23 protein-coding genes are annotated in these 25,852 nt (G+C 36.2%); 12 read left to right on the top strand and 11 right to left on the bottom strand.

Annotated elements, in window-relative coordinates:
• Positions 1 to 98 precede the first annotated feature (98 nt).
• The 3 genes from putP to NYE67_RS18205 form a co-directional block, all read right to left on the bottom strand.
• Complete coding sequence (gene putP / locus NYE67_RS18215; RefSeq protein ID WP_340726293.1) at positions 99 to 1,586, bottom strand: sodium/proline symporter PutP; 1,488 nt, start codon at positions 1,584 to 1,586, stop codon at positions 99 to 101.
• A 93-nt stretch (positions 1,587 to 1,679) separates the two neighbouring features.
• On the bottom strand, positions 1,680 to 2,654 hold the full coding sequence (locus NYE67_RS18210; RefSeq protein WP_340726292.1) for a proline dehydrogenase family protein: 975 nt from the start codon (positions 2,652 to 2,654) through the stop codon (positions 1,680 to 1,682).
• Positions 2,655 to 2,960: 306 nt separating this feature from the next.
• Positions 2,961 to 4,256 carry a sigma 54-interacting transcriptional regulator gene (locus NYE67_RS18205; RefSeq protein WP_340726291.1) on the bottom strand — a complete coding sequence of 432 codons (1,296 nt, stop codon included), beginning with the start codon at positions 4,254 to 4,256 and terminating at the stop codon, positions 2,961 to 2,963.
• 167 nt (positions 4,257 to 4,423) lie between these two features.
• On the opposite strand from NYE67_RS18205, the gene pruA reads away from it, so the two are divergent.
• The 3 genes from pruA to NYE67_RS18190 all read left to right on the top strand — a co-directional run bounded on the left by pruA (position 4,424) and on the right by NYE67_RS18190 (position 7,769).
• On the top strand, positions 4,424 to 5,968 hold the full coding sequence (gene pruA / locus NYE67_RS18200; RefSeq protein ID WP_340726290.1) for an L-glutamate gamma-semialdehyde dehydrogenase: 1,545 nt from the start codon (positions 4,424 to 4,426) through the stop codon (positions 5,966 to 5,968).
• 160 nt (positions 5,969 to 6,128) lie between these two features.
• Positions 6,129 to 6,686, top strand: coding sequence for a thioredoxin family protein (locus NYE67_RS18195; protein ID WP_340726289.1), 558 nt, complete (start codon positions 6,129 to 6,131; stop codon positions 6,684 to 6,686).
• A gap of 168 nt (positions 6,687 to 6,854) precedes the next feature.
• On the top strand, positions 6,855 to 7,769 hold the full coding sequence (locus tag NYE67_RS18190; RefSeq protein ID WP_340726288.1) for a diacylglycerol kinase: 915 nt from the start codon (positions 6,855 to 6,857) through the stop codon (positions 7,767 to 7,769).
• A 160-nt stretch (positions 7,770 to 7,929) separates the two neighbouring features.
• Here NYE67_RS18190 and NYE67_RS18185 read toward each other — a convergent pair whose 3' ends face one another.
• Positions 7,930 to 9,615 (bottom strand): methyl-accepting chemotaxis protein, encoded by a 1,686-nt coding sequence (locus NYE67_RS18185; protein WP_340726287.1) that lies wholly within the window; start codon positions 9,613 to 9,615, stop codon positions 7,930 to 7,932.
• Positions 9,616 to 9,803: 188 nt separating this feature from the next.
• On the opposite strand from NYE67_RS18185, the gene rlmD reads away from it, so the two are divergent.
• From rlmD to NYE67_RS18170, 3 genes are all read left to right on the top strand, one after another.
• Positions 9,804 to 11,168 (top strand): 23S rRNA (uracil(1939)-C(5))-methyltransferase RlmD, encoded by a 1,365-nt coding sequence (gene rlmD, locus NYE67_RS18180; protein WP_340726286.1) that lies wholly within the window; start codon positions 9,804 to 9,806, stop codon positions 11,166 to 11,168.
• A 118-nt stretch (positions 11,169 to 11,286) separates the two neighbouring features.
• The gene (locus NYE67_RS18175) at positions 11,287 to 12,276 is read left to right on the top strand and encodes an NAD(P)-dependent alcohol dehydrogenase (protein WP_340726285.1); all 990 of its coding nucleotides are present in this window, start codon (positions 11,287 to 11,289) and stop codon (positions 12,274 to 12,276) included.
• Positions 12,277 to 12,711: 435 nt separating this feature from the next.
• Positions 12,712 to 12,891: a hypothetical protein gene (locus NYE67_RS18170; protein WP_340726284.1), complete on the top strand. Its 180-nt coding sequence runs from the start codon at positions 12,712 to 12,714 to the stop codon at positions 12,889 to 12,891.
• 251 nt (positions 12,892 to 13,142) lie between these two features.
• Here the strand turns inward: NYE67_RS18170 and NYE67_RS18165 are convergent, their stop codons facing one another.
• Positions 13,143 to 13,829, bottom strand: coding sequence for a type 1 glutamine amidotransferase domain-containing protein (locus NYE67_RS18165; RefSeq protein WP_339214251.1), 687 nt, complete (start codon positions 13,827 to 13,829; stop codon positions 13,143 to 13,145).
• A gap of 74 nt (positions 13,830 to 13,903) precedes the next feature.
• Between NYE67_RS18165 and NYE67_RS18160 the strand changes: the two genes are divergently transcribed.
• A complete protein-coding gene (locus tag NYE67_RS18160; protein ID WP_340726283.1) occupies positions 13,904 to 14,257 on the top strand; it encodes a MerR family transcriptional regulator in 354 nt (117 codons plus the stop codon).
• 164 nt (positions 14,258 to 14,421) lie between these two features.
• Here NYE67_RS18160 and NYE67_RS18155 read toward each other — a convergent pair whose 3' ends face one another.
• A complete protein-coding gene (locus NYE67_RS18155) occupies positions 14,422 to 15,390 on the bottom strand; it encodes an NAD(P)-dependent alcohol dehydrogenase (protein ID WP_340726282.1) in 969 nt (322 codons plus the stop codon).
• 185 nt (positions 15,391 to 15,575) lie between these two features.
• Complete coding sequence (locus tag NYE67_RS18150) at positions 15,576 to 16,163, bottom strand: Crp/Fnr family transcriptional regulator (RefSeq protein WP_340726281.1); 588 nt, start codon at positions 16,161 to 16,163, stop codon at positions 15,576 to 15,578.
• Positions 16,164 to 16,482: 319 nt separating this feature from the next.
• Here NYE67_RS18150 and NYE67_RS18145 point away from each other — a divergent pair, with 319 nt between their 5' ends.
• The 3 genes from NYE67_RS18145 (at position 16,483) to NYE67_RS18135 (ending at position 21,090) form a co-directional block, all read left to right on the top strand.
• The gene (locus NYE67_RS18145; protein WP_340726280.1) at positions 16,483 to 17,370 is read left to right on the top strand and encodes a hypothetical protein; all 888 of its coding nucleotides are present in this window, start codon (positions 16,483 to 16,485) and stop codon (positions 17,368 to 17,370) included.
• A gap of 334 nt (positions 17,371 to 17,704) precedes the next feature.
• Complete coding sequence (locus tag NYE67_RS18140; protein ID WP_445682986.1) at positions 17,705 to 18,481, top strand: SDR family NAD(P)-dependent oxidoreductase; 777 nt, start codon at positions 17,705 to 17,707, stop codon at positions 18,479 to 18,481.
• Positions 18,482 to 18,831: 350 nt separating this feature from the next.
• Positions 18,832 to 21,090, top strand: coding sequence for a S9 family peptidase (locus NYE67_RS18135; protein WP_340726277.1), 2,259 nt, complete (start codon positions 18,832 to 18,834; stop codon positions 21,088 to 21,090).
• A gap of 154 nt (positions 21,091 to 21,244) precedes the next feature.
• On the opposite strand, the gene NYE67_RS18130 is transcribed toward NYE67_RS18135, so the two are convergent.
• Entirely contained in the window at positions 21,245 to 21,673 is a 429-nt protein-coding gene (locus tag NYE67_RS18130; RefSeq protein WP_340726276.1) for a MarR family winged helix-turn-helix transcriptional regulator, read from the bottom strand.
• A gap of 251 nt (positions 21,674 to 21,924) precedes the next feature.
• A complete protein-coding gene (locus NYE67_RS18125) occupies positions 21,925 to 22,554 on the bottom strand; it encodes a nitroreductase family protein (RefSeq protein ID WP_340726275.1) in 630 nt (209 codons plus the stop codon).
• A gap of 196 nt (positions 22,555 to 22,750) precedes the next feature.
• On the opposite strand from NYE67_RS18125, the gene NYE67_RS18120 reads away from it, so the two are divergent.
• Positions 22,751 to 23,308, top strand: coding sequence for a CotY/CotZ family spore coat protein (locus NYE67_RS18120; RefSeq protein ID WP_340726274.1), 558 nt, complete (start codon positions 22,751 to 22,753; stop codon positions 23,306 to 23,308).
• 54 nt (positions 23,309 to 23,362) lie between these two features.
• Here NYE67_RS18120 and NYE67_RS18115 read toward each other — a convergent pair whose 3' ends face one another.
• Both NYE67_RS18115 and NYE67_RS18110 read right to left on the bottom strand, forming a co-directional pair.
• Entirely contained in the window at positions 23,363 to 23,728 is a 366-nt protein-coding gene (locus NYE67_RS18115) for a dehydrogenase (protein ID WP_340726273.1), read from the bottom strand.
• An 11-nt stretch (positions 23,729 to 23,739) separates the two neighbouring features.
• Complete coding sequence (locus NYE67_RS18110; RefSeq protein ID WP_340727291.1) at positions 23,740 to 24,927, bottom strand: ParM/StbA family protein; 1,188 nt, start codon at positions 24,925 to 24,927, stop codon at positions 23,740 to 23,742.
• 155 nt (positions 24,928 to 25,082) lie between these two features.
• On the opposite strand from NYE67_RS18110, the gene NYE67_RS18105 reads away from it, so the two are divergent.
• The gene (locus NYE67_RS18105) at positions 25,083 to 25,841 is read left to right on the top strand and encodes a CsxC family protein (RefSeq protein WP_340726272.1); all 759 of its coding nucleotides are present in this window, start codon (positions 25,083 to 25,085) and stop codon (positions 25,839 to 25,841) included.
• Positions 25,842 to 25,852 lie beyond the last annotated feature (11 nt).

Below are 25,852 nucleotides of genomic sequence, written 5' to 3'. Positions count from 1 at the left end.
TGTAATAGTTACATATACGAGGAAAATCATAAAAGGTTTCGTTGATTTCAGTAAATTAAAAACGGCATGCATCTTACAAAGTGCATACCGTTCTATTGTTATTTTTGTTCTTCTTTTAAAATACGTTGAGTTTCATTGAATTCTTCTTCAATTTCTGAATTTGGCTTATAAGTTAGTAAACTTACAACTACCGCTACCACAAGACATGCAATAAATCCTGGAACGATTTCATACAGCATGCTCTTTAAGCTTTCTGTTCGCCCCCAAACAAATGCTACAGCTGCACCGGCAACCATCCCGGCAAGTGCACCATAATTTGTAAGCCTGCGCCAGAATAATGAAAGTAAAATGATCGGACCGAATGCAGCACCGAAGCCTGCCCATGCAAATGAAACTAAGTCTAAAATTGTGCGATCCGGATTCCATGCTACAATTGCAGCAAAAATTGATACGAAAAGTACAGCAACACGTCCTAAAAATACGTAATGTTTATCTGTCGCAGTTTTGTTAAATAGAGCTTTATAAATATCCTCAATAAGTGCTGAAGAAGTTACGATCAGTTGCGAAGAAATTGTACTCATAACTGCTGCTAAAATTGCTGCAAGAACAATACCGGCAATGAACGGGTGGAATAAAATTTGCCCTAATACGATAAATACCGTTTCAGCATCTTTTAATTCTGTACCTTGTTGCTGGAAGTATGCAACACCGACTAATGCTGTTGCAAGCGCACCTAGTAAACTGAAAATCATCCAGCCAATCCCGATACGGCGGGCGCTTTTCGTTTCTTTTACAGAGGTAATCGCCATAAAGCGCACAATAATATGTGGTTGTCCAAAATAACCAAGTCCCCAGGCAAGTGATGAAATTATAGCTGCTGCCGTTGCAGTGGATGGAAGGAGACTAAGCATTTCCGGATCTACCGCTTTAATGGATTCAATTGTTTCACCAAGACCACCTGTTAAGAAAATACCGAATGCAGGAACCGCGATTAATGTGATAACCATAATAATTCCTTGGATAACATCTGTATAACTAACCGCTAAAAATCCGCCAAATAAAGTATAGGCAACTACTACTGCCGAGACGAAAATAAGTCCTGTATGATAATCCATTCCAAACGAACTTTCGAAAAACTTACCGCCAGAAACCATTCCTGATGATACGTAAAATGTAAAGAATACTAAAATAATAATACCTGAAGCAATACGCAATAGTTTTGTATTATCGCGTAAACGGTTATCAAGATAACTTGGTATTGTAATAGAATCCTTAGTTACTTGTGTATAAACACGCAAGCGAGGTGCTACGAGTAACCAGTTTAAATAAGCACCAATTGTTAAACCGATAGCAATCCAGGCCTCTACTAATCCTGATAAATAAATTGCACCAGGAAGACCCATTAATAGCCAGCCGGACATATCAGCAGCACCAGCACTTAATGCAGTTACAGCCGCACCAAGTCCACGACCACCTAACATATAATCCGTTAAGTTGCTCGTTTTACGGAACGCATACCATCCAATTCCGATCATGGCTACCATGTAAATAATAATGGCTAATAATTGATAACTGTAATCAGACATAAAAGCAGCTCCTCTATAGATAAATTTTTAATAATTTCAGCATACAACACTAGGAAATACCGTCAATGCATTATAATTTGGCGTCTCCGCTAACTATTTCTTCCTTTTTGTTAAGCGACCTGCTAAAAAAGCACCAGTAGCGACTGCTAAAATAGTATTTGTCTTTTTAGTGAATACTTGCTTTGTAACTAGTGAAAGGTTTTGAGGGCGCTCAGCTAAACGGCGCATAAAATAGCCATACCAGTCATTTCCAAAAGGAACGTATGTACAGAAGTTATACCCTTCTTTAGCTAGACTTAGTTGCATCTCTTTGCGGAAACCGTACAGCATTTGGAATTCAAACTTTTCATAAGGTATATTATGTTGTGCAACAAATTGTCTGACGTGATTAATAACATTATGATCATGCGTTGCAATAGAAGTGAATTTACCATGTAGTAAATGATACTCAATTTGCTCGATAAATTTGCGGTCAATATCGGTTTTATTTTGGTATGCCACCGAATCATCTTCTTTATAGGCACCTTTTACAAGACGTAAACGGTAATCCTTATAGCGTTCTACATTTTCATCTGATTCAAAGAAGTATGCCTGAATAACTGTTCCTACATTGTCATATTCAGCATGAATTTTTTCCAAAAGTTCAAATGATGGATGTAGGCGTGCATAGTTCTCCATATCGAAGTTAACAAATATTTGATATTTGTTTGCCAGTGAAACAATTTCCATTAAGTTTTCATAGCAGAATTCATAATCAATATCCAATCCGAGTTGTGATGGTTTTAACGAAATATGTGCATCTAAATTTTCACTATGGATACGCTCTATTACGGCTGAAATTTGTTCTTTAGCAGCTAATGCAGCCGATCTTTCAAAAACAAATTCTCCAAGATTATCCACTGTGCAGGAAATTCCCTGAGCATTTAACTGCTTAATGCTCGCAACTACCTCATCGATATTTGTACCTGCAACGACACTTTGCGCCCCAAACTTAAAACCATACTTTTGGGCAGCGGAATTTAATGTCTGATTCTCGGAAAGTGCGATAAAAAAGTCCTTTAATGACATTTTGATTAATCCTCCTAAGTGAAAAAATTATTTTATTGTTATTGAGGTGAGTATAAAACAAAATATTCAAAAAAGGAAATAGAATTTGAGTAAATAAATGTTTGTAAGAAGAAAAAATGAGGAATATCAAGGAGTTTTATACAAAAAAACTTTCGTGGAATATCTTTATCAGACGTAATTATGCTATAAAATACATAAATTTAATTTGGTGCATTTTAATATTGCACCCCCAAATCAAAAAAGAAAGACCTAGTAAATAAGGCCTTCCTACTGGTAAAAAATATAAAATTTTTCCATGTATAATAACTACTTGCGTTTCAGCCGATACTGAAGACCTTGCCGGTGTATGCCTAACGCTTTTGCTGTTTGTGATATATTGCCGTTATTCAGCTGTAAGGCATGGGCAATATAATGGTCTTCTACTTTGCGCATATATTCATCAAGTGGCTGTATATTTTTTTGGGAAAAATCGAACAATGTTTGCTGCTCTGATGTAACAGGCTCGGCTTGTTTAAGTTTCCACTTGAAATATGCCGGAATATGTATAAGCTCAACATATTCTTCCGTTGTGAGTAAAGCACTAATATCATCAAGTAATACTTCAAGCTCTTTTAAATTTCCTGGCCAATCATAATTCATGAAAATCTTCTCGACTTCAGGGGCTAACCCTTTCACAGAAATCCCGTATGCAACCCGTCTGCGAGCAAAGTAATCATCAACAAACGGTTTAATATCTTCACGACGCTCTCGCAATGCCGGCACTTGAATCGTTAAATTTGAAAATAAATAATATAAATTTTTGGAGAGGCTCCCTTGGTGAATTAAATCAATCGGGTCTTCTCCTATGCTTGCGATAAAAACATGATTGCGATCGGTATGCTGTTCAAGCAATTCCACAATACGGTTTTGAGCTTCGTCCGATAAAAACTCAATTCGTTCAGCAAAAAAAGTGTAATTTTTTTCTAACGCAATATATTTTTCGATTTGCGCCAACAATGTTTCTTCATTGCGTCGGCAAATAAGTGTTATGAAACGTTCATTTTTTTCGGAAAGTTCATGGTGTATGCCTTCTGCAATCATATCCTTACCTGTCCCGGATTCCCCGACAAGCATGACTGGAATGCGACCATAAGCCGCAATTTTAGCCTGCTGAATCACCTGCTTCATCGATTTTGAAACGGCGGTAATAATATCAAAAGTTAAAGGAGCCCCATAACGACTTAATGGACGATCCATTAAAAACTCCTGTTGTGTAATGTCATGGGAAAATTGAATGGCGATTTTTGTGCCATCATTTAGGGTATATGGATAATAGTCATTCATCATCGTGACTTCTTCACCGCGAGCATTCCAGAATGTTTGCTTAATGTGTTTATACCCTTGACCCGAGGCTAACACTTTTTGCAGCATATTTTCCTCCAAATTAAAATCGAGTGATTGGGATAAAAAGCGTTGCGTAATTTGGTCGAGCGATTCACCAGTTAGTTCGCGCATCTTTTTGTTATAAACGATGACACGTCCACTTTCGTCAATGGCACAAAGGCCGGTTTCTATTTTTTCAATCATAAATTCAAAGACACTAGTAAGGTCTGCCTGGTTCATATGTTGAAACCTCCTTGTATATATTTTAACATGGTCTATCATTGTAAGATAATTTGTGTAATTTCGAAAAAATAATTGATTTAAGCAATATTATATTGCATAATTCAAATTAAGTAACACAATACGATGCAATTTAATATTGCACTTAATATCGGAGGTAATGATAAATGATTGAATACAAACACGAACCATTTACAGATTTCTCGGTAGAAGAAAACAAGCAAGCGTATTTAGAAGCTTTAAATAAAGTAGAGTCACAACTTGGTGCAGAGTATCCACTAATTATCGGTGGCGAACGCATTACTACAGAAGATAAAATTGTCTCATATAACCCAGCAAAGAAAATGGAAGTTATTGGTTCGGTTTCTAAGGCTTCCAAGGATTTAGCTGAAAAAGCTATGCAAGAAGCAGATAAAGCTTTTAAATCTTGGAAAAAAGTAAAACCAGAAATTCGCGCAGACGTATTATTTAAAGCGGCAACAATTATTCGTCGACGCAAGCACGAATTTTCTGCATGGTTAACAAAAGAAGCGGGTAAGCCTTGGAATGAGGCAGATGCAGATACTGCAGAAGCAATCGATTTCCTAGAATACTATGGTCGCCAAATGTTGGAAATGAAAGACGGCCGCAAAGTAGAAAGCCGTCCAAATGAATACAACCGTTACGACTATATTCCACTAGGTATCGGAATCGTCATTTCACCATGGAACTTCCCGTTCGCAATTATGGCAGGTACAACGGTGGCTGCTGTAGTAACAGGAAACACAGTATTATTAAAACCAGCTTCAACTACACCGGTCGTTGCGTATAAATTTATTGAAGTGCTTGAAGAAGCAGGCTTGCCAAAAGGTGTCGTAAACTTCGTACCTGGCAGCGGTGCAGAAGTGGGCGACTATTTAGTGGACCATCCGAAAACACGTTTCATTAGTTTCACCGGTTCACGTGATGTCGGCTTACGCATTAACGAGCGTGCATCAAAATTAAGCCCAGGTCAAATCTGGATTAAACGTGTTATCGCCGAAATGGGCGGTAAAGATACGATCGTTGTCGACAAAGATGCAGATTTGGAATTAGCAGCGCAATCAATTGTAAAATCAGCATTCGGCTTCTCGGGCCAAAAATGTTCTGCATGTTCACGCGTTGTCATAGTAAAGGATGTATATGATCAAGTTGTAAACCGTGTAGAAGAATTAACGAATGCCCTAACAATCGGCGATCCGTCAGATAATGCAAACTTTATGGCGACAGTAATCGATTCAGCAGCATTCAAGAAAATCAGCGAATATATTGAAATCGGGAAAACAGAAGGTCGTTTAGTAGCTGGTGGTACGGCAGACGATTCAGTAGGTTATTTCGTACACCCAACGGTATTTGCAGATGTGGATCCAGAAGCACGAATTATGAAAGAAGAAATTTTTGGACCAGTTGTAGCAATTACAAAAGCAGAAACGTTTGAAGAAGCAATTGATATCGCAAACAATACGGAATACGGTCTAACAGGTGCTGTTATTACAAATGACCGCATGCATTTAGAATATGCCCGTGAAGAGTTCCATGTTGGAAACCTTTACTTTAACCGTGGTTGTACAGGTGCAATCGTTGGGTACCAACCATTTGGCGGTTTCAACATGTCAGGTACTGACTCAAAAGCAGGCGGCCCGGATTATTTAACATTGCATATGCAAGCAAAAACAACATCAGAAGCATTCTAGTTAAATAGGTTAGTTATTGGAAATTTCCTTATAATATAGTAAGAACGCCTTCACAATTGCCTCGTGAAGGCGTTTTTTTCTTTTTTACTGATTCATAAAACTTTCTTTTTATTATAAAAAAAGGCAGAATAAGAGTAATTATTGGAAAGGTGGTTTATTGATGAAAACAGAACAGCAATATTTTGAAGAAAGTATTTCAATGAAAGATTATATGAATGAAATGTCCCAGTTAAAAGAACAGAGCTTTATGATTTATGACAGCTTTGTATTACCAGGAGATACAGATTTTATTGAGCAACTGAAAAATGCTAATCTCCATATTTTAGCGATAACGGAAGACTGGTGCGGAGATGCTATGATTAACAATCCAATCATTCGCAAAGTGGCAGAAGCCGCAAATATAGATATTCGCACAGCTTTACGTGATGCTGATACAGATTTAATTGACCGCTATTTAACAAATGGTGGACGTGCTATTCCAATGTATTTAATTTTAAATGAATCCGGGGAAGTAATAACAACTTGGGGACCACGCGCACCACAATTACAACAGCTTGTAACGGATATGCGTGCAACTTTGCCGGAGAAGGAAGATCCAACATTTGAAGATGCACAAAAAGACTTATACGAAAACATGCGCAAACAATATGTAGAAAACTCACAGCTTTGGAGCTATGTGTACGAAGATTTCAAAAAGAAAGTAAATGCAGTTTTGTAATATTTCTGTGTTAAAAGGGAGTTCTTACTATATAATTATAGTAGGAACTTTTTTCTATTTTAAACGTATTATTGAAGAGATAAGCGAATAACTATGGTTGCTTTTGTAAAACATTGAGAAGTATACTTTGAACAGAATGAAAATTAAACTAATCAGGATGAGATCAAAATGAGAAGAGCAAGAATTATATATAATCCAACTTCTGGTAGAGAGGCATTTAAAAAGCACCTCCCTGAAGTATTAGAAAAATTAGAGATAGCGGGCTACGAAACTTCCTGTCATGCGACAACTTGTGAAGGGGATGCCAGAGAAGCTGCATTAGAAGCAGTACGCCGTGAATTTGACGTAGTAATTGCAGTTGGTGGAGACGGAACATTAAATGAGGTAGTAGCAGGTATTAGCCAATGCGAAAAACGTCCAAAGCTTGGATTAATACCGATGGGGACGACGAATGACTTTGCACGTGCGGTACATATACCGCGGAATGTAGAAGATGCACTTGATATTATAATTGCGGGGGATACGATACCAGTCGATGTCGGTATTTTAAATGAGGACCGCTATTTCATTAATATTGCGGCAGGTGGTCGTATTACCGAACTGACTTATGAAGTACCGAGTAAAATGAAAACATTGCTTGGACAAATGGCTTATTACTTAAAAGCGATTGAAATGATTCCTTCAATTAAGGCTACACATATGAGAATTGAAATGGATGAAGAAGTGTTTGAGGGAAATGCCATGATGTTCTTATGTGGGTTAACGAATTCAGTTGGCGGCTTTGAAAAAATTGCCCCAGATGCATCAATCAATGATGGTCTGTTTACAGTCATGATTTTAAAGGAATGCAATATAGCAGATTTCATACGAATTGCATCACTTGCCTTACGCGGTGAACATTTATCGGATGAACGTCTTATCTACCGGAAGGCAAGCCGGGTTTCCGTAACTTCTGAACAGGAAGTTCACCTGAATTTAGATGGCGAGTACGGCGGAGATGCACCTGCAAAATTCCAAAACTTAAAACGCCATATTGAAGTATTTGCACCAATTGATGAATTACCGGAAATCGATGCACAATAATAAACATTTAGAACTTACGAGGGTTGTGGATACCCTTGTAAGTTTTTTATGTTGAGGAGAGCTTATATCTTTTTATATGTTAAATAAATAGTAATGGTTCTAATATCTAAAAAAATAGCCCTTCTCTTAACGACGTATATGGTTAAGAGAAAGGCTTTTATTATAGTTTAAATTTTTCCATACTCTGCTGCAGCTGTGAGGCTTGTTCAGCTAACTGTTTTGCTAGTTCTTCCATTTGTAAAACGACCTCTGCTTGAAGCTTAGTAGCATTTGCTACTTGTTCAACATTAGCGGTTGTTTTTTCAGTACCGTGTGAAATTTCGATAACAGATGCGGAAACCTCCTCGGAACTTGCAGAAATCTGTTGGGATGTTGCAGAAATATGTTCAACACGTTCTGTCATCGTATGAATGTTATTCGTAATAGAACGGAATGCCTGACCAGCACGATCAATAACGATGACCCCATCATTCGCACAGTGAAGGCTATTTTCTACTGCTTCACTCATATTTTGGGTATTGGATTGTATATTCTCGATTAATACAGCTATGTTACTTGCGGAATTTTTAGACTGCTCTGCAAGCTTTCTTACCTCATCTGCAACGATCGCAAAACCTTTTCCGTGTTCACCTGCTCTTGCTGCTTCAATTGCGGCATTTAGAGCGAGTAAATTTGTTTGGTCAGCAATATTAGTAATCGCGTTCGTAATTGTACTAATTTGTTCGGATTGCTCGATTAGCACATTAGAAAGCTTAGAAATCGATTGAGTAGATTCGTATACAGTTTCCATTTGCTGTGTCGCTTCGTCAATGATTATTACACCATCAGAGGCAGCCTGTGCTAAAGAGACAGAACCGCTATGAAGATCTTGAGTAGCAAAAGCAATGGAATTAATTCCTTGAGTCGTTTCATCAACAGCGAGTGCACTTTCATTTGCTCCAACTGTCATTGTTTCAGCAGTCTTTGCTGTATGTGTAATCAGCTTATTAATTTGTGCTGTTTCCGATGAAATTACATGGCTATTTTTCATTAGTGCATCGGCAGAGTTGCTAAGTTGGTCAGAATTTTTTTGAATGCTGACTAGTAGCTCTTCAAAATTGTGCTGTAACAAAGTAAAGGCTCTAGAAAGCATTCCCAGCTCATCATTTGTTTGAATTGGCTTATGCGTAACTTTTATGTTGCCGTTTGCGATTTCCTCTAAATCATTTGTAATAACTTGAAGAGGCGCTGTAATACCGCGTTTTGTATACATCATGTAAAGTATAATAACTACAATTGTTATAAGTATGAAAATAACTGACAAAATAGTAGAAAGTGAAATCATACTTTGAGTGCTGTCTACCATATTATCTAACTCGGTATTTTCAATTTGCTCGATTCTTTCGGCCAACTCACTTATAAATGAACTTGTATAAGTATAGTCACCACTTACTATTGTAAGTGCGGCGGAAATATTTCTTTCCTGTACGGCAGAAGTAATTTGACTGATTTGTTGTATAAGGGTCTCTGACTGAGTTTTTATGTTACTAATAATAGAAGTCGCTTCTGGTAACGTATTAGCACTTTGTACTTCGTCAATTAATTGAACTAATTGTGAAGAATGATCCGTTACTAACTCTAAGTTTTTTTGAGACGGATCTACTGTATAAGCACGAGCATAAATCTCTTGGGAAAGTAAGTTTTGCTGGATTTCATTAATGCGCTGAACCTGGGCCATTTGTATGTCTACAGCTTTTGAAACTTCATCGCCAATACGATAAAATTGCATAGTAGCAAACCCAATCGATAAAAGCAGTAACAATCCAATTATAATGAAGCCAACATTGAGTTTTTTTCGAACCGACATAATTTTGGTCTCCTTATATGTAATATTTCAAATCTTTCTATGAGCTAAATTATATAGGTAATTATTGTTTATTTCTATACCAAAAGTAATAAAAAGCAATATAAGGAAAAGTAGTCGAAAGTATAATGAGTGCAATTTATGAGGTGCGTGGTACAATAAAGAGATTGAATTGAGAGGAAGAACAGAATATGTCAGCACCAATTAAAAAAAATGATCGTACAACTGTTTATATAGAAGATTTAACGCATGATGGCAATGGCGTCGCGAAAATTGATGGCTATCCATTATTCATTCAAGGGGCACTTCCTGGAGAAACTGCCGAGATTCATGTAATGAAAACATTAAAGAATTATGGCTTTGCAAAAGTAGTAAATATACTAGAAAAGTCATCTGATCGAGTAGAAGCGCCATGTGTCTATTTCTCGCAATGTGGGGGATGTCAATTACAGCATCTTTCATATGAGGGACAATTAAAATGGAAGCAAAATATGGTCGCAAATGTGATGAAGCGTCTTGGTAAAATTGATGCACCTGTCCTTCCGGTAAAAGGGATGGAAGAGCCTTGGCATTACCGCAACAAATCACAAATACCTTTCGCTCAAGACGAAGCGGGGCAGATGGTGGCAGGCTTCTATAAAACGAAGTCACACTCAATCGTTGATATGGAACGTTGTTTAATTCAAACAGGCGAAGCTGATGTTGTCATGGCAGACTTGAAACGTGAATTAGAGATTTTAGGTGTGCGTCCATATGATGAAAAATCCCATCAAGGCATGCTGCGTCATGTTGTCGTTCGTAAAGGGCGGGCAACAGGCGAAGTGATGGTCGTACTAGTTACGAAATCCAAGAAATTCTCTCAGGCGAGCGCGGCAATCGAAAAAATACGAGCGCTTATCCCAAATGTCACGTCCATTGTTCAAAACGTCAACAGTGAAAAAACAAATGTCATTTTCGGCGATGAGACATTTACACTTTGGGGTAAGGATACAATTGAAGATACAATTGGTAATGTCCGCTTTGAAATTTCAGCACGCTCGTTTTATCAGGTGAATCCTGTTCAAACAGAGGTCCTTTATAAGCAGGCACTTGACTATGCGCAATTGACTGGAGAGGAGCGCGTAATTGATGCCTATTGTGGAATAGGCTCAATCTCACTATTTTTAGCACAAAAGGCAGGGCATGTCATGGGTGTTGAAATTGTTGAGCAAGCGATTGAAGATGCAAAACGTAATGCCGCACTAAATGGCTTTACAAACACATATTTCGAAGCAGGTCCGGCAGAGGAAGTCATTCCCCGCTGGTACAAAGAAGGTAAAGAAGCAGATGTTTTAGTAGTCGACCCACCGCGTAAAGGCTGTGATGAGGCGTTACTAAATACAATTATCGAACAAAAGCCAAAGCGTGTTGTGTATGTTTCATGTAACCCTGCAACACTTGCCCGTGATCTCCGCATTTTAGAAGACGGCGGTTATAAAACGCAGGAAGTGCAGCCTGTCGATATGTTCCCGCATACAACGCATTGTGAAGCGGTTGCTTGGTTGGAGTTAGTATAATAACTTACGAAGAACGGATTCCGATTTTGGAATCCGTTTTTTCTTATTGTTTTAAAAAAGAATTTCTTGTCGTATAGTTCATATAATATTATGGATTAAGCGAATTGGAGGAGTTTAAATGAAAGCAATTGTATATACAAAATACGGTTCCCCCGACGTCCTTCAACTGAAAGAAGTAGAAAAACCTGTTCCAAAGGAAAATGAAATTTTGATAAAAGTAAAAGCGACAACTGTAACAGTTGCAGATATTCGGTCACGAAGTTTTACAGTTCCTCCTGCTTTTTGGCTGCCTGCTCGAATCACACTTGGTTTCAAACGACCCAAAAAAGAGATTTTAGGGATGGAGTTAGCTGGAGAAGTTGAAGCAGTAGGAACAGAGGTTAAAAGATTTAAGGAAGGTGATCAGGTTTTCGCGGCATCTCTGTTGGGTTTTGGTGCATATGCGGAATATAAGTGTCTTCCGGAAGATGGACCAGTATCACTTAAACCTAACAATATAACTTTTGAAGAAGCTGCAGCCATTCCAATTGGTGCACGTACAGCCTTGTTTTTTCTTAGAAAAGCGAACATTCAGAGCGGTCAAGAGGTCCTTGTTTATGGTGCTTCAGGAAGTGTAGGAAGCTATGCAGTACAGATTGCAAAGGTATTTGGAGCAAATGTTACAGGGGTATGCAGTACCTCAAATTTAGAAATGGTAAAATCTCTAGGAGCCGACAAGGTAATTGATTACACTGTAGAGGATTTTTCAAGTACAGGAGAAACTTATGATGTAATTTTCGAAGCAGTAAACAAAAGTTCATTCTCAGCTTGTATGAAGTCATTAAGAAAGAGCGGCACATACATAAATATCACTGAAGTATTACCCAGCATTCGAATGCTAAGGACTAAATTGACAAGTAGCAAGAAACTTCTTTTAAGTAAAAATGCCCCTGAAACGCCAGAAGCATTAAACTACCTTAGGGTACTTGTTGAAAATGGAAAGTTGAAAGTTGTAATTGATAGGTCTTATGCGTTTGAAGAAATTGTGGAAGCTCATCGGTATGTTGAAAAAGGGCATAAGAAAGGAAATGTCGTCATCGTCCTAAAAATGAAAGAAAAAAATAAATGAAAAACTACTAATTGAACGCCCCCTATGCAGGCACGATTCCACTAAAATAGGTACCGTACCTATATAATTAAACCCACCAGCACCCATGAGTTGCCACATACACTCCACGCATTGTGAAGCGGTTGCTTGGTTGGAGTTAGTATAATAATTTGGAAAGAGCGGATTCTGTATTTGGAATTCGCTTTTTCTTATTGTTTTAAAAAACGGTAATATTATCAGACCGCGCAAATTGAATAATTTATAAAGGGAATTTATAGATATTGAAAACATAACTTGTTACCGATGGGATTCTATTGGCTCGTTGCTATCACTAGTTATTTCCTTTTTTTGGTTCTAAAGATTTATTTCATAAATAGTAAAATAGGTTGTAAAAATTGTTATTCTAATATATTATTTAGAAAATACATAAAAATCATATTATTAGGAGTTTATTAGATGACTATTGAAACAGCTCAGATGCATAAAGAAAAGGCGCATATTGTAGAACAGTTAAAGCCAGTAAGAATTGAAACAGAAGATTCAAAAATTGAACAAACACCGATTCATAATTTAGATGAAGTAAACAATCTATACTCAGTTAATGGCCATCTTCAAAAGTGGCGTTCTGTGCTTTAAATTTAGTAAATAAAATGACTCTGGAGTTTTGATTGCAGCTTCTACCAGTTTAAGGAGAGCCCAATAGCGCTGATGTACTTGATCATCAGTAGGAAGGGGTTTTTATCAATGAGTATTTCAAAATAAAAAATTCTAAAAAAACAAAAGAGGGCTAGGTCCTACAATTATAGGATCTAGCCAACTACTTAAAACGACCAACACCAATGTCATGCCACACCCCCTGTAAGAAGATGCTTAAACGCAATTTAAGATTAAAGTGATTTTAATAATTTAATTACATCTTCGGCAACTGCGCCACCTGATGCGGGATTTTGTCCTGTAACAATACGATTATCAGTTACAGTGAATACTGACCAATCATCACCTTTCACGTAATTTGCCCCTTTACGAACAAGTTCATCTTCAGCTAAAAATGGAACGACTTTATCTAGTCCAACAGCCATTTCTTCTGTGTTAGTAAAGCCAGTTACTTTAGTATCTTTAATTAGAAGTTCACCGTCATCATTTTTAATGTTTAATAACGCTACAACTCCATGACAAACGGCAGAAACAACGCCACCGTTAGCGTAAATAGTACTTGCAATGTTTTGCAAGTTTTCATCTTCTGCGAAATCCCACATAACTCCATGACCACCTGCATAATAGATAGCAGCATAATCATTTGGGTTAATAGAGTCAGCAGGCAAAGTATTGCTTAGCTTATTTAAGAAATTAGTATTTGTGTAATACTCCCAATCTAATTCGGTCATTTGATCCGGTTGCAAACTGTGCGGGTCAAGTGGTGTATAACCGCCTTTTGGACTCACATAATCAATTTCATACCCTGCTTTTTCTATTTCAGCTGCAAAGTGAACAGCTTCTCCTAACCATAATCCTGTTGCACGTTCTAAATTGGGATACTTAGAGGTATTCGTTACTACTAATAAAATCTTTTTCATTATACAATCTCCTATAAGTTTGATACTATCAAGCTTATAGGTTAAACCATACTTTAAGTCAAGGAGGACACCTCGTGTATACAATTCAACAAGCGAGCCTCTTAATTGAAATTCCTGCAAGTTCAATTCGATACTACGAAAAAGTAAATTTAATTCCACCAATAAAAAGAAATGAACAAGGGCATCGAATTTTTGATGAACAAGCCATTGAACTTTTAAAGTTAATTAAATGTTTTCGAAGTCTAGGCATGTCAATTGAGGATATAAGAGGAAATATATCAACGCTGAATATAGAACAGGAAGAGATTAATACACAAGCAATATTAATTCAGCACAAGAAAAAACTAGAAGAGCAAATTGATATATTAAATTCTTTTATTAGTGAAATTGATCAGAAAATTACTATTAAAATATCAGGGACAGATTAAAAATAATCTTTAATAATTAAGCTGAGTGATTCTACTACATCATTCGGTTTTTTTATTGTTTTAAAAATCTCATTGATTTAGCTCAAATTAAATAAAGATGTGCCAAGAGTTACTTTTATATGAAAGTGAAAAATTAGATAATGCAATGTGTATGTTGGCACACATTATAAAGTAATCACTACCTTACCTTGAGCGTGACCTTCTTGAAAATATTTGAATGCTTCCGTTATTTCGCTTAACTTAAACCGTTTATCAATTATTGGTTTTACTTTTCCAATCTCAAGTAATTCTTTTACAACATTTAAATCATTTTGGTTTGCTCTTTGTAACAGGCTACTTATTTTCTTATTCCCAGTTAATGAAATAAAAGGTCCAAGAAATAATGTTTGATAAAGTTGATACTCGGAACCTCCTACGTGAACAAATTTCCCATTTAGTTTAAGTACATGTCTATATACTGAAATGGAATTAGAGCCGTTCACGCCAAGAACCAAATCATAACGTTCCTTATGTTGGGCAAGATCCTCTTCTGTGTAATCAATGATATAATCTGCTCCTATAGAACGTAATATTTCAACGTTTCGTGTACTACATACCCCAGTTACTTCAGCACCAAATGATTTAGCAATTTGTACCGCAAAAGTACCAACGCCTCCAGATGCGCCATAAATTAATACTTTATCCCCCGATTTAATGTCACCTTTATCACGTAGTCCTTGCAAGGCAGTCACGCCTGCCATAGGAGACGCAGCTGCTTCCTCAAAGGAGATGTTGGTTGGCTTTAAGGCTAAAGCATTTTCAGGAACCGTAACATATTCAGCAAAACCACCCCAGCCACAACCAGATAGGTCACCAAATACTTCATCACCTACTTTAAAATGCTGAATGTTTTCACCAACAGCTTCCACTGTACCAGCTATATCGCCCCCTGGAATTGAGTATTTCGGTTTGGTTAATCCGAAGGCAAATCGTGCTAAGAACGGTTTGCCTTTCAAAAGAACTAAGTTGCCAAAGTTTAAAGATGCTGAATGAATCTTTACCAACACTTGATTCTCGGTAGGGTAAGGCTTTTTCACATCTTTTAATTCAAGGACATCAGGTGAACCATACTTATTACAAACAATTGCTTTCATAAAATCCCTCCAATTAGTCTTTTTGGTAATTAAATAATAACAAGGTGATAAATACCGTTCATTGACTTAAGTTAATTTGCAAAGGATTTTGTAAATTTTTTCAAAGAATAATTTTGGTTAGTTAATCTTCAGTGAATTGTTGTTGCTGATAAAGAGATAATTAAGAAATGAGGAGGGGATCAATTTTAATGATTGCTGTTTTTAATTCGCTTTTTAATTCTGCTTAATGATTCAGGAGTAATCCCAAGATAACTAGCTAATTGATGTTGTGGTACACGGTCAATTAAATGAGGGCATTGCCTTAAAACGGTTTTGTATCGTTCTTCTGGAGAAGAGCTGATAAATTCACCTAATTGATCATGCATTTCACCAAGGTTTATTTCCATCATTTTTCGTATCATCATTTCAAGTTGTGGGTATTTGTTAAACATTGCATTTTCAGAAGTAACATCACCACCTACTAATATACAATCCTCAACACAGATTAATGAATACTTTGACAGCTCATGTTGAGTCTTTTCATTGATAATTGGTATAGCTTGTTCTTCAGTAAAAAAATTTGATGTTACCTCTTTACCTGACTCATCTATAAAAAACTGTCTAACACACCCTATTAATACGAAATAACATTTAATGGTGGAAATATCTCCTTGTCTAAGAAGGTATTTTCCTTTTTTGTATTCCTTAATTTGTAAACTTTCAGAAATTGCTTGCTGTTCATCTTCGCTCATTGAAGTGAAATCAGACATATATTTTTTGAGTATTTCAATCATATATTCGCTCCCTTTTTATTGAGACAATTTTAATATAACTTAATCATTACAACACTTTTATCCATTTCACCTTAAACTTTCGGATTCGAATAACTGATTTTGGGATCCGTTTTTTCTTATTGTTCTACAAAATGATTAGATTATTAGACAGGGAAAATGAACAACTTGTTGAAATTATTGATGATAACAGAAAGCATAATAGCAATTAGATATTAAAATGAAGCAGTTAATGCATTTATTTTTAATGCATTTTATATTATATAGAGGAATTATTTTATAATTTTATGAAGTCTTATACATAGGGATGAGGGTTATATAAATGAAATGGATACTCCTGCTAGCAGTTTTTATTTGGTTTATTTTATTTATACGTAAAAAACGTTCATTTAAATTTGGTTTAGCTCCAAATACAGTAGAGATAAAACCAATTAAAGGATTAAAAAAGCTGTGTGATAACCTAGAGCAATCACTTAGTAATATTTATTTGGCGAATGTAGAAAAACGGATATGGAAAAATAATAGGCTAAAAGAGAATGAGTATGAGTGGCGCCTCCTGGATTTAAAACGTTATTTTATTATGGCGTATCTTTTGAAAACGTCACCAATGTTTAGTGAGAAAGTCGATGATTTGTGGCATGAGATGATCATGTTTACTCGTGAGTATGGTGATTTTTCAAAGCGTTATTTAGGGACAACACTTCATCACACTCCAAATATTAATGAAGAACCTGACTCTGATTTACGCGGGTTTTTTGATTGGGTGTATACTGAGCTTTTTGTCTTAAGAAAGGAGAATATCCATCTTTATAAAGGTTTTTTCAGATATCCCGTACATCCAGATATTATTGATGAGTTTAGAAATTTACCGGAAAGTGAACTAATAGATCTGTATTTTAAAAGTGATATCAAGTATATGACTACTGTCCGGGTGCTTATTTCTTCCATGAAAAAATCAGCAAATGGAATAAAGGATTATGATAAAAATATCATAAGTGAAATGGTTAAAAAAAAGAAATATCAGGAAAGTTACAATTCAATGCTTGTTCCTTTCTTATCTGTTTCTTATTTTCATTACAATGAATTTAAAAGTTATATGAAGGTAAGCAGTAACAGTTCCTCGAGTTGCAATAGTTGCAGTACGGCAAGCTTCTGCAGTTCTTGTTCGTCTGATTCTTCTTGCTCAAGCTGCGGTGGGGGTGGAGATTAATGAAAAGAACCACTATGAATGCCTACGACGAGCATAGACTTTGCACTCCTTCCTTTTGTGAATTATTATCTCTATGTAAATATCGTGTTTGATATTCATATTTCGATATATGAATGACAACGGCAGAATAAAGAAGAATCTACCTTTTAGGAAACCGTATTGGCCCGCCAGTTATATTTATGTAGGTGGTAGCGCTCTTGCTTAGTTAATAGAATCCGACAAATCGTACCAATCACTTAATAATATTGTTGAATTAACTCTATTATTCTGTTTAACTCATTTATTTTATATTTTCGAATATATTTTCACTGTGAGGATTTTACTAAAAGAAAGGGTGAAGAGTTTGACAAAGCAGGTTGTATTGATAACAGGTGGGGCAGGCGGTATCGGGAAGGCGACGGCGGAATTGTTTTTAGAGCAGGGAGCTACAGTTGTATTAGTCGATTTAAAACAGGAGGCGCTTGCTGGTGCAGTGGAATCGCTGCAGGCAGCAGAACATGGCCAACTATACACAATTGTAGCAGATGTGACGAACGAGCATGATGTTGAGCGCTATGTGCAGGAAACAGTTGAACAGTTCGGCTCCATCGACGTGTTCTTTAATAATGCCGGGATTAGTGGCCCTTTCACAATGATCAAGGATTTGGAGCAGGCTCAATTTGATTTATTGCTGAAGATTAATGTAACGGGTGTATTTCTTGGTATGAAGCATGTCATACGCCAAATGGAAAAGCAGGGATATGGTTCGATTATTAATACAGCTTCTAATGCAGCATATATCGGCTCGGCTGGGATGGCTGGCTATATCGCATCTAAACATGCAGTCGCGGGTCTAACGAAAACGGCCGCTTTAGAGGCAGCGGCAAGTGGTATTCGTGTAAATGCCGTGGCACCAGCAGCTATTGACACGCAAATGCTAACTGATATCCAAACAAATATTTCTCCTGATCAGCCTGATGCTGCCGGTGCAGCCATTCGGCAGGGAATTCCGCTTAGGAGATTTGGTTCCCCTCGTGAGGTCGCGCAAATTGTGTCTTTCTTGGCGTCCGACCAAGCTTCATTTGTCACTGGCTCTCTCTATAATATAGACGGTGGGATGCAGGCGGATTAAAGAAACTCCACATTCTACAATGAGAACAACAATCAAAGGTTGGTAATGATGATTTTAGTAAATAAATGAATGATTCAGCTCTCTATCGTGGGATTTTGCGATTGGGGGCTTTTATAGCTTAAAAGGTAGTAAATAATAGATCAAACCAACTCACATGGACATCTACTAGTTGTTATCATTAGAGTAAATTAGTATATACGTTTGTACTATAAAATGGGTTTCATAAATTTGTATGATTATGGAACTTTAATTTTAAAATATGTAAAAATAATGAATAATTTTAAATATATGTTATTCATTTAACTTATGTGCGCTATGATTAAACTTATAATAATTAAGGAGGGAATATTGTGAAAAAAAGCTTTTTATCAGTTATGTTAACGGTAGCATTATTAATTTCGTTACCATTTTCAGCTTTAGCAAACGATTCAACAACTGAGGTAGCTACAAGTCAAGAATCACATGTAACCATTGAAGCTTTTCTTGAAGAAGCTGTCACGGCTCTAACATTTCAGCATGCTTCGGACTATATGAGAGCAGAAGTCATTGAAAATTGGCTTGGTGATTATCAGTTCGAAAATACAAGCGACTACATTACGGAAGAACAAGCGGCATTTATTTTAGTAAAAGTGCTTGGTGCAGAAACTAATGAGGAATCGCTTGCTGATTATAAAAAAACAGCGGAAAAACTAGGCTTATTTAAAGGTATTACAGATTTACAGCAGATAACAAAAACAAAGGTTTTAAAACTGTTTAATAATGCAAAAGACTATCAAAACAAAGATATTGATAACACAGGGGCACAAGAAATCTCTGTCGAAGATTTTATGCGAAATCCTGGTAGTTTAGGTTATCAATTATCTCCAGATGGTCAATATATCGCTTACGCGGCTGAATGGGAAAGTCGCTTAAATGTATTTGTAAAGAAAATGGGTGACGAGAGTGAGCCTGTGCGAGTAACAAGTACAACAGATCGAGATATAGCAGGGCTTTTCTGGAAAGATAATAATATGTATTATTTAAAGGATAATGGGGGAGACGAAAACTATCACATTTACTCGTCTTCATTTAACGGTGCAGAAGAAAAAGATTTAACGCCGTATCCAAATGTTGTTGTACTACCTATCGATTATTTGAAAGATGTTGAAGATGAAATTTTAATCATGATGAACAAAGAAGATGCAACTGTATTTGACGTTTACAAATTAAACGTAAAAACGGGTGAAACGAAATTAGTAGCTAAAAACCCAGGAAATATTTTAAGCTGGATTCCTGATAGCAATGGGCAAATCCGTATGGCTGTAGCATCTGACGGTGTAGTAGGCGTTGTTTTATATCGTGAAACAGAAGAAGATGAGTTCCAGCCGTTTATCTCTATTGATGCTGGTGAAACAGTATCACCATTAGGGTTTTCTCAAGATAATCAATTCATTTATGCAGTATCCGATAAGGGCCGAGATAAAACGGAACTAGTAAAATATGATTTACAAGGTAAAGAAGAAGTTGTTTTCTCAAATCCAAATGTAGATATTGCAGGGGCACTATACAGCTCAACAAAAGATCAACTCCTTTATGCTACGTATATCACAGATAAAGTTCACTATAATTTCTTTGATAACGAGTTTGAAAATCTTTTCAATAAAATGAAAGAACAACTTGGAGTAAGTGCAAGTGAATTTGGGATTAACGATTACAATAAGGAAATGACTAAATTTATTGTAAGTGTTTCAAGTGATACTGTGTATGGAAAGTATTATTATTATGATGCTGAAACAGATACAATGACATTATTAGCAGAGTTAGGTTCATGGTTGGATTCTAGTAATTTAGCGAAGATGCATTCTATTTCCTATGAAGCGAGAGATGGCCTAATAATACATGGTTATTTAACATTACCAAATAACAAAACAGCTAAAGATTTACCGTTAGTTGTTATTCCACATGGGGGTCCATGGGCTCGAGATATGTGGGGCTTTAATAATGAAGTACAGTTATTAGCAAATCAAGGCTATGCAGTACTTCAAGTGAACTTTAGATCATCAACAGGTTACGGTAAAGAATTCCTTGAAGCGGGCAACAAGCAATGGGGATTAAAAATCCAGGATGATATTACAGATGGGGTACAATGGGCAATTGATTTAGGTATTGCTGATGAAGAGAAAATCGGTATTTACGGTGCTTCCTTTGGTGGCTATGCGACATTGGCAGGTATTACATTTACTCCTGACTTATATGCAGCAGCAGTTGACTATGTAGGGGTTTCAAATATCTTTACACTCTTAGAAACAATCCCACCATATTGGGAAACACAACGTAACATGTTCTATGAGCGAGTAGGTCATCCTGAAAAGGATAAGGAATTGTTAGAATCTGTTTCACCGGTATTCCATGTTGATAAAATTAAAACACCTTTATTTGTAGCGCAAGGGGCGAATGATCCTCGTGTGAAAAAACAAGAATCGGACCAAATCGTACAAGCACTTAAAGATAGAGGTGTGGAAGTAGATTATATGGTAAAAGACAATGAAGGTCATGGTTTTGCAAACGAAGAAAATCGTATCGAATTCTATAAGGCAATGGTAGACTTCTTTGCGGAATATTTAAAGTAAACTATAAATAAACGATTAGTATTAATAATTCTACGCTCAGCACTCAAGACATTATAATGCGGTGGCTTGCTGGAGTTTAATACACGAAAAAATAGCTGTGCCAAAAATCCAGATTTGAGTGGATTTAGGCACAGCCTTTCTTATATAGATAAAATTAAAGCTTATCTACATTCTCATTCAAGCGTGTAAGGAATTGCTTAAGTTGCTGTAATTCGCTGTCTGAAAAATCATCGTAAAGATCATTTAAAAATTGATCTTTAAACATTGTACATCCTTCTAATAATGTTCGTCCTTTATCAGAAATTGTTACAAGTACTTCACGGTTGTTTTTTTCATTACGTTTTCGTTCAACATACTGCTGTTCTTCAAGTAGCTTTAAATGACGTGTAATTGCCGATTGATCGATCGCCAGTGATTCTTGTAGTACCTTTTGTGTAACACTACCTTTTTTTACCAAAGAAACTAAAATTTCATATCTCGTCAAACTAACTTCTGTTCTTTTTTCAAAAATTTGTGTTACATGACGATCTAATCTTTTTAACATCATAATCATTTGTTTTTTATCGTCCAAACAAACTTCCATACTAACCCTCCCTACATTGAATACTCTTCGTTTTGCGTTAACCAAAAACTTATGTTTGAACTCGGTCATAATTATAGAAAGAATAACTTTTAGATATCTAATTATATACGTCTCTGGACATTTCTCTGATGCCTATATGGTAGCATGTCTGTTCATTTGGATAAAGCATAATAAAAATCAAACGAAGATATGATGAATGATTTAGTGATATAGATCAATAACCTGTCATATGAAAGCTGCCTCTAATTCATTTAGCTAGAAAAATGAAGGATTTGTTCGATTGGTAATCGTGATGAATTACGAGCTGGCATAGCAGCCTTTCCGATAGCAATTAAAATCATCGGCAGCTCATTAGCAGGCAGTTCATATTTTTTAGCAAAGGCTGCTTTATCGAAGCCGCCCATTATTACTGTATCATAGCCCATATCCTTCGCTAAAAGTACTATTTGCATAGAAATTAAACCTGAATCTAAATGGGCAATATTACTGCGTTCAGCATCAGAAAAATTGCTATACGCGGCTTCAGAATTGGAAATCATTATATCGGCAATCTCACGTGGCATATAGCCCAACTCAACATTTAAATCGTTAATTTGCTTAGCGTTTTTATACATTTCAATATCGCCGATTACCGCAATAATTGCTGATGATGTTTCGATTTGCTCCTGATTAAATCCGGCAGTGCGTAATTCTTTCTTTTGCTCTGGATCATCAATAACTAGGAAGCGCCAAGGCTGTAAGTTACTCGATGATGGAGCGGATGTTGCCTGTTCTAAAATATGTTGAATTTTTTCGCGAGGAATTGTAACACCAGGCTCATATTTACGTACTGATTTACGTTCTTCCATTAATTTTTCTAAAGCTGTTTTTTGTTGTAACATATATTTCACCCTTTTTGTTAGAATTGGAATCGGATTCATTATAGTTGATTGGTCAACGATTGACAAGTCATGTGTTTGGTAGGTAATTTTGTGATAGTGTAATTTGCTCCGTTCTAATAGGCAAAGTGTTCAAGCACAATGCTTTATCATTCCATATGATAAAAAGAATAACGATAATTTATGAGGAGTGAAGAACATGTATAACCTTGAAAAAGAGAGTCATTATGATGAGGAGTATTTTCCAACTCATAAAGAAGAAGGACATTGCAAAGGTAACTGCCATAACGGAAAAAATAAAGGGGCTTGTGTCGAAGAAGTTCTTGAAGCAATTTTAAAAGCGCAAAGAAAAGTTGAGAAAGAACATGAGAAGAAGTGTTCTTCCTGTGATGAATCATTTGAAGAACTTTTAGAAGAGCCTAAAAAGTTTAATAAAAATACAATCCCATTTATTTTGTATTGTGGATGTTCGCCATTTAAAGCGGAAGGGGTAGCTGCTTGTCCGGTAGGATTGAAGGATAAGAAGTTCGTATGTATTACTAGCTTTGTTTTCAAAATTAGGGAGTTAAAAGGCAATTGCGCTGAATTGGAACTTCTAACATTTAAACCAAAAAGAGACCGATGCGGAAAGCTCCATAGCCCTTGTGATCAAATCAATCATCAGTATGTTGACGATCTAATGAAAACAGGGATTTGCATCACTGTTGATTTATCCTGCTTCTGTGCCATTTCAACATTGCCTGCTGTACGACTATAGAATCCTTTATGGTCTTATAATAGGTGAACTCCCCCTCAAGTTCACCTATATTATTTATCCTCCAAAAACCTCCAGAATATCATCAACTTCCTTTAAATCTAATTCGGTTGTTTTTGGCTGTGCACTTTTCTTTGGAATGCTTACATAGGCTTTATTTAATTGATTACCCTGCAACATTTGTTTGATTTCGGCTAATTCCATTAATATATCTTTATTTGATTCCCTTTTTTTATTTGGGTGAAAATATTCAGTAAGAGCTGATAATACTAAATGAATGAGGGTCTGATTTTCGGTATGGTATTCAATTTGATTGAAGATTTCTGTTGAAACCTCCACTGTTTCACCATTTTTAACATCAATAAAATGTGATGGAACCGTTAGTGCTGTATGATTAAAGTAATCTGTATATAATTTAGCCATTTCCATCACCTCTAACTTCTCGTGGAGAGGAGGTTTTCATTTTCTTGTTCTATTTTTATTTGCTTCATTTTTGCAAGAATCATCAAGCCTTGAACATTTAATTTTTCCATATTTTCAGGGAATGTTAATTGGATTGGTCGTCCTCTATCAGCCCAGCGAACAGCAACTTCCTGGATTTGCTTCTTTGCTAGTTTGGCTGCACCCCCGACTGCAATATATCGCGTAGCTCCTTTAATCTCGCTTGAACTGCTTCTAACACGGTCAAAGTATTCCAAGTACTTTATGGCCATGGATTTTAATTGAGGAATAATATATTTACTTATATCTTTTCTAACACCTGCGAAAGGCTCCACATACCATTCTGATTGTCCTGCAGCCAGTTTTTCTTCTAATTCCGCACGTGAATCAAATTTATATAATTCATTTTTACTTACCTTTTGAATAATATTATCGAGAAATTGATTGATGCCAAATGTTTCTCCTTCTACAGAAGCAACTGGTTTATTATTCTTAATTCCAACAAAATCAACAGAATCTCCACCTAGATCGCCAATAATAATCCCTTTCTGTGAGTCCTTCACTAGATCATCATCTTTGATTACCAGCGTTTCTTGATCTCGTGTTAATCCAAGATAAGCACAAGCACCTTCCGCACCGATAATGACATCTTCCACATACAATTTAACTGTTAATTCTTTCGGTTCTGCAATACCTGGTACCTTATGAAAAATTACTGTATGTGTTCCGATTAAGCGTTGTCTAAACTTATCTTTCATTTCCTTATATTGAGTAGTTGGCAGTGATACGGCTAGTTGATCAATGTGATAGTGTATTTCAGTTTCGTTAGGATTTGTGCAAATAGCGTGAAATGCAGCTAGACCAAATAAGAGAATATAAGTACGATCTTCGTCCACTTTTTGATTATTAAATCCGGTTAAACTTACATCGCGTTGTTTAGTGGCTGCCTTACCAATATAGTAGATTTCCCTTTTGTCGATAATGGCATGGCTCTTGAGTTCAATGATAAGATTTTCTTCAAATTTAATATCTCCTTCATCATAAGGTTTTTCATAGAACCCTTCATCATATAAAGAGATTGCATTTGGTAGCTGGTAATCCAAATAATATCCGTCATCGGATGACAAAGCTTTATACCAGCTATTCCCGCAATCAACCGCAAGAAAGTTTTTCCCGTCCATTTTCTCACTCACCTCTCTTTCAATTGTATGCAGAGCAATAGCCCATGCGTGCCTGTACTATTTAATTTCATGCTTAATATGATTTTAGGCAATAGCCCAAAGGATGGGCATTTAGCCCGCATATGATGCACTAATTGAAATTTAGGAGGGGCAAGATGTACGAAGATAAAAAAAACGATGTATGTGATTTCCCATTAAACTTAAGTGAATGTGATAATAAACCTCATAAACCCAATGTAAGTATAGGGAAAATATATACGAAAGTTCCTGTTGTATTGGCTGAACTCACTCTTCAAGTAAATTTAGATGCCTGTATTAAATTTCCTACGCATGTCTTGGAAATAAAAGATGTTAAAAAACAGATTAAATTAGTACAATGCAGATTACTTTTACCAACGAATAAATTATTCGTTAAAGGGTTTGTACGAAAAAATATTCAATACGCGAGCCCAAATTTAGAACCGGATTGTAATTTAAAAACGATTTCTTCCAGTATAAATTCGTTAACGGTGGATATTCCTTTTAGCTGTGTAACTGAAATTAAACATTATTTGAGAAAACCTGTTCAGCCTGCAGTCAACAAACGGAGTGAATTCGACTTTTTGATTTCGGATTCATTGCCAAGTGGTTTTCCGGAAAAAGATGAATTTCTATCAAGTGATCTATCTCAATTTCATCAAAACTCCACTCAATATTACAATGAATTACCATTTTGCGAGTTAGTTTCAAGTAATATTATTGAATGGGATGAGGCAATTAATCGGGCTGCCTTGCCAAAGAATGCTCCTATTGGTGAAGGTGTCTTTACTCAAGTTGAAGAAAAGATGGTCGTTGATATAACGTTAAAAGTACTTCAAAATCAGCAAATTCGGGTGTCCTCAACAACAAATGATGATTGTGATGACTATTGTTAAGCACTTACCCA

Origin of the sequence: Solibacillus sp. FSL W8-0474 (genome assembly GCF_038004065.1) — a bacterium.
Lineage (GTDB): Bacteria > Bacillota > Bacilli > Bacillales_A > Planococcaceae > Solibacillus > Solibacillus faecavium.
This window is presented reverse-complemented; position numbering and strand designations above follow the sequence as displayed.

Bases quoted from the DNA above. Each gene is read 5' to 3' on its own strand.
- NYE67_RS18105 (WP_340726272.1), top strand. From the start codon at position 25,083: ATGTACGAAGATAAAAAAAACGATGTATGTGATTTCCCATTAAACTTA.
- NYE67_RS18190 (WP_340726288.1), top strand. From the start codon at position 6,855: ATGAGAAGAGCAAGAATTATATATAATCCAACTTCTGGTAGAGAGGCA.
- NYE67_RS18185 (WP_340726287.1), bottom strand. From the start codon at position 9,615: ATGTCGGTTCGAAAAAAACTCAATGTTGGCTTCATTATAATTGGATTG.
- rlmD (WP_340726286.1), top strand. From the start codon at position 9,804: ATGTCAGCACCAATTAAAAAAAATGATCGTACAACTGTTTATATAGAA.
- NYE67_RS18165 (WP_339214251.1), bottom strand. From the start codon at position 13,829: ATGAAAAAGATTTTATTAGTAGTAACGAATACCTCTAAGTATCCCAAT.
- NYE67_RS18125 (WP_340726275.1), bottom strand. From the start codon at position 22,554: ATGTTACAACAAAAAACAGCTTTAGAAAAATTAATGGAAGAACGTAAA.
- NYE67_RS18155 (WP_340726282.1), bottom strand. From the start codon at position 15,390: ATGAAAGCAATTGTTTGTAATAAGTATGGTTCACCTGATGTCCTTGAA.
- NYE67_RS18110 (WP_340727291.1), bottom strand. From the start codon at position 24,927: ATGGACGGGAAAAACTTTCTTGCGGTTGATTGCGGGAATAGCTGGTAT.
- NYE67_RS18205 (WP_340726291.1), bottom strand. From the start codon at position 4,256: ATGAACCAGGCAGACCTTACTAGTGTCTTTGAATTTATGATTGAAAAA.
- NYE67_RS18115 (WP_340726273.1), bottom strand. From the start codon at position 23,728: ATGGCTAAATTATATACAGATTACTTTAATCATACAGCACTAACGGTT.
- NYE67_RS18130 (WP_340726276.1), bottom strand. From the start codon at position 21,673: ATGGAAGTTTGTTTGGACGATAAAAAACAAATGATTATGATGTTAAAA.
- NYE67_RS18145 (WP_340726280.1), top strand. From the start codon at position 16,483: ATGAAATGGATACTCCTGCTAGCAGTTTTTATTTGGTTTATTTTATTT.
- pruA (WP_340726290.1), top strand. From the start codon at position 4,424: ATGATTGAATACAAACACGAACCATTTACAGATTTCTCGGTAGAAGAA.
- putP (WP_340726293.1), bottom strand. From the start codon at position 1,586: ATGTCTGATTACAGTTATCAATTATTAGCCATTATTATTTACATGGTA.
- NYE67_RS18210 (WP_340726292.1), bottom strand. From the start codon at position 2,654: ATGTCATTAAAGGACTTTTTTATCGCACTTTCCGAGAATCAGACATTA.
- NYE67_RS18195 (WP_340726289.1), top strand. From the start codon at position 6,129: ATGAAAACAGAACAGCAATATTTTGAAGAAAGTATTTCAATGAAAGAT.
- NYE67_RS18170 (WP_340726284.1), top strand. From the start codon at position 12,712: ATGACTATTGAAACAGCTCAGATGCATAAAGAAAAGGCGCATATTGTA.
- NYE67_RS18150 (WP_340726281.1), bottom strand. From the start codon at position 16,163: ATGATTGAAATACTCAAAAAATATATGTCTGATTTCACTTCAATGAGC.
- NYE67_RS18175 (WP_340726285.1), top strand. From the start codon at position 11,287: ATGAAAGCAATTGTATATACAAAATACGGTTCCCCCGACGTCCTTCAA.
- NYE67_RS18120 (WP_340726274.1), top strand. From the start codon at position 22,751: ATGTATAACCTTGAAAAAGAGAGTCATTATGATGAGGAGTATTTTCCA.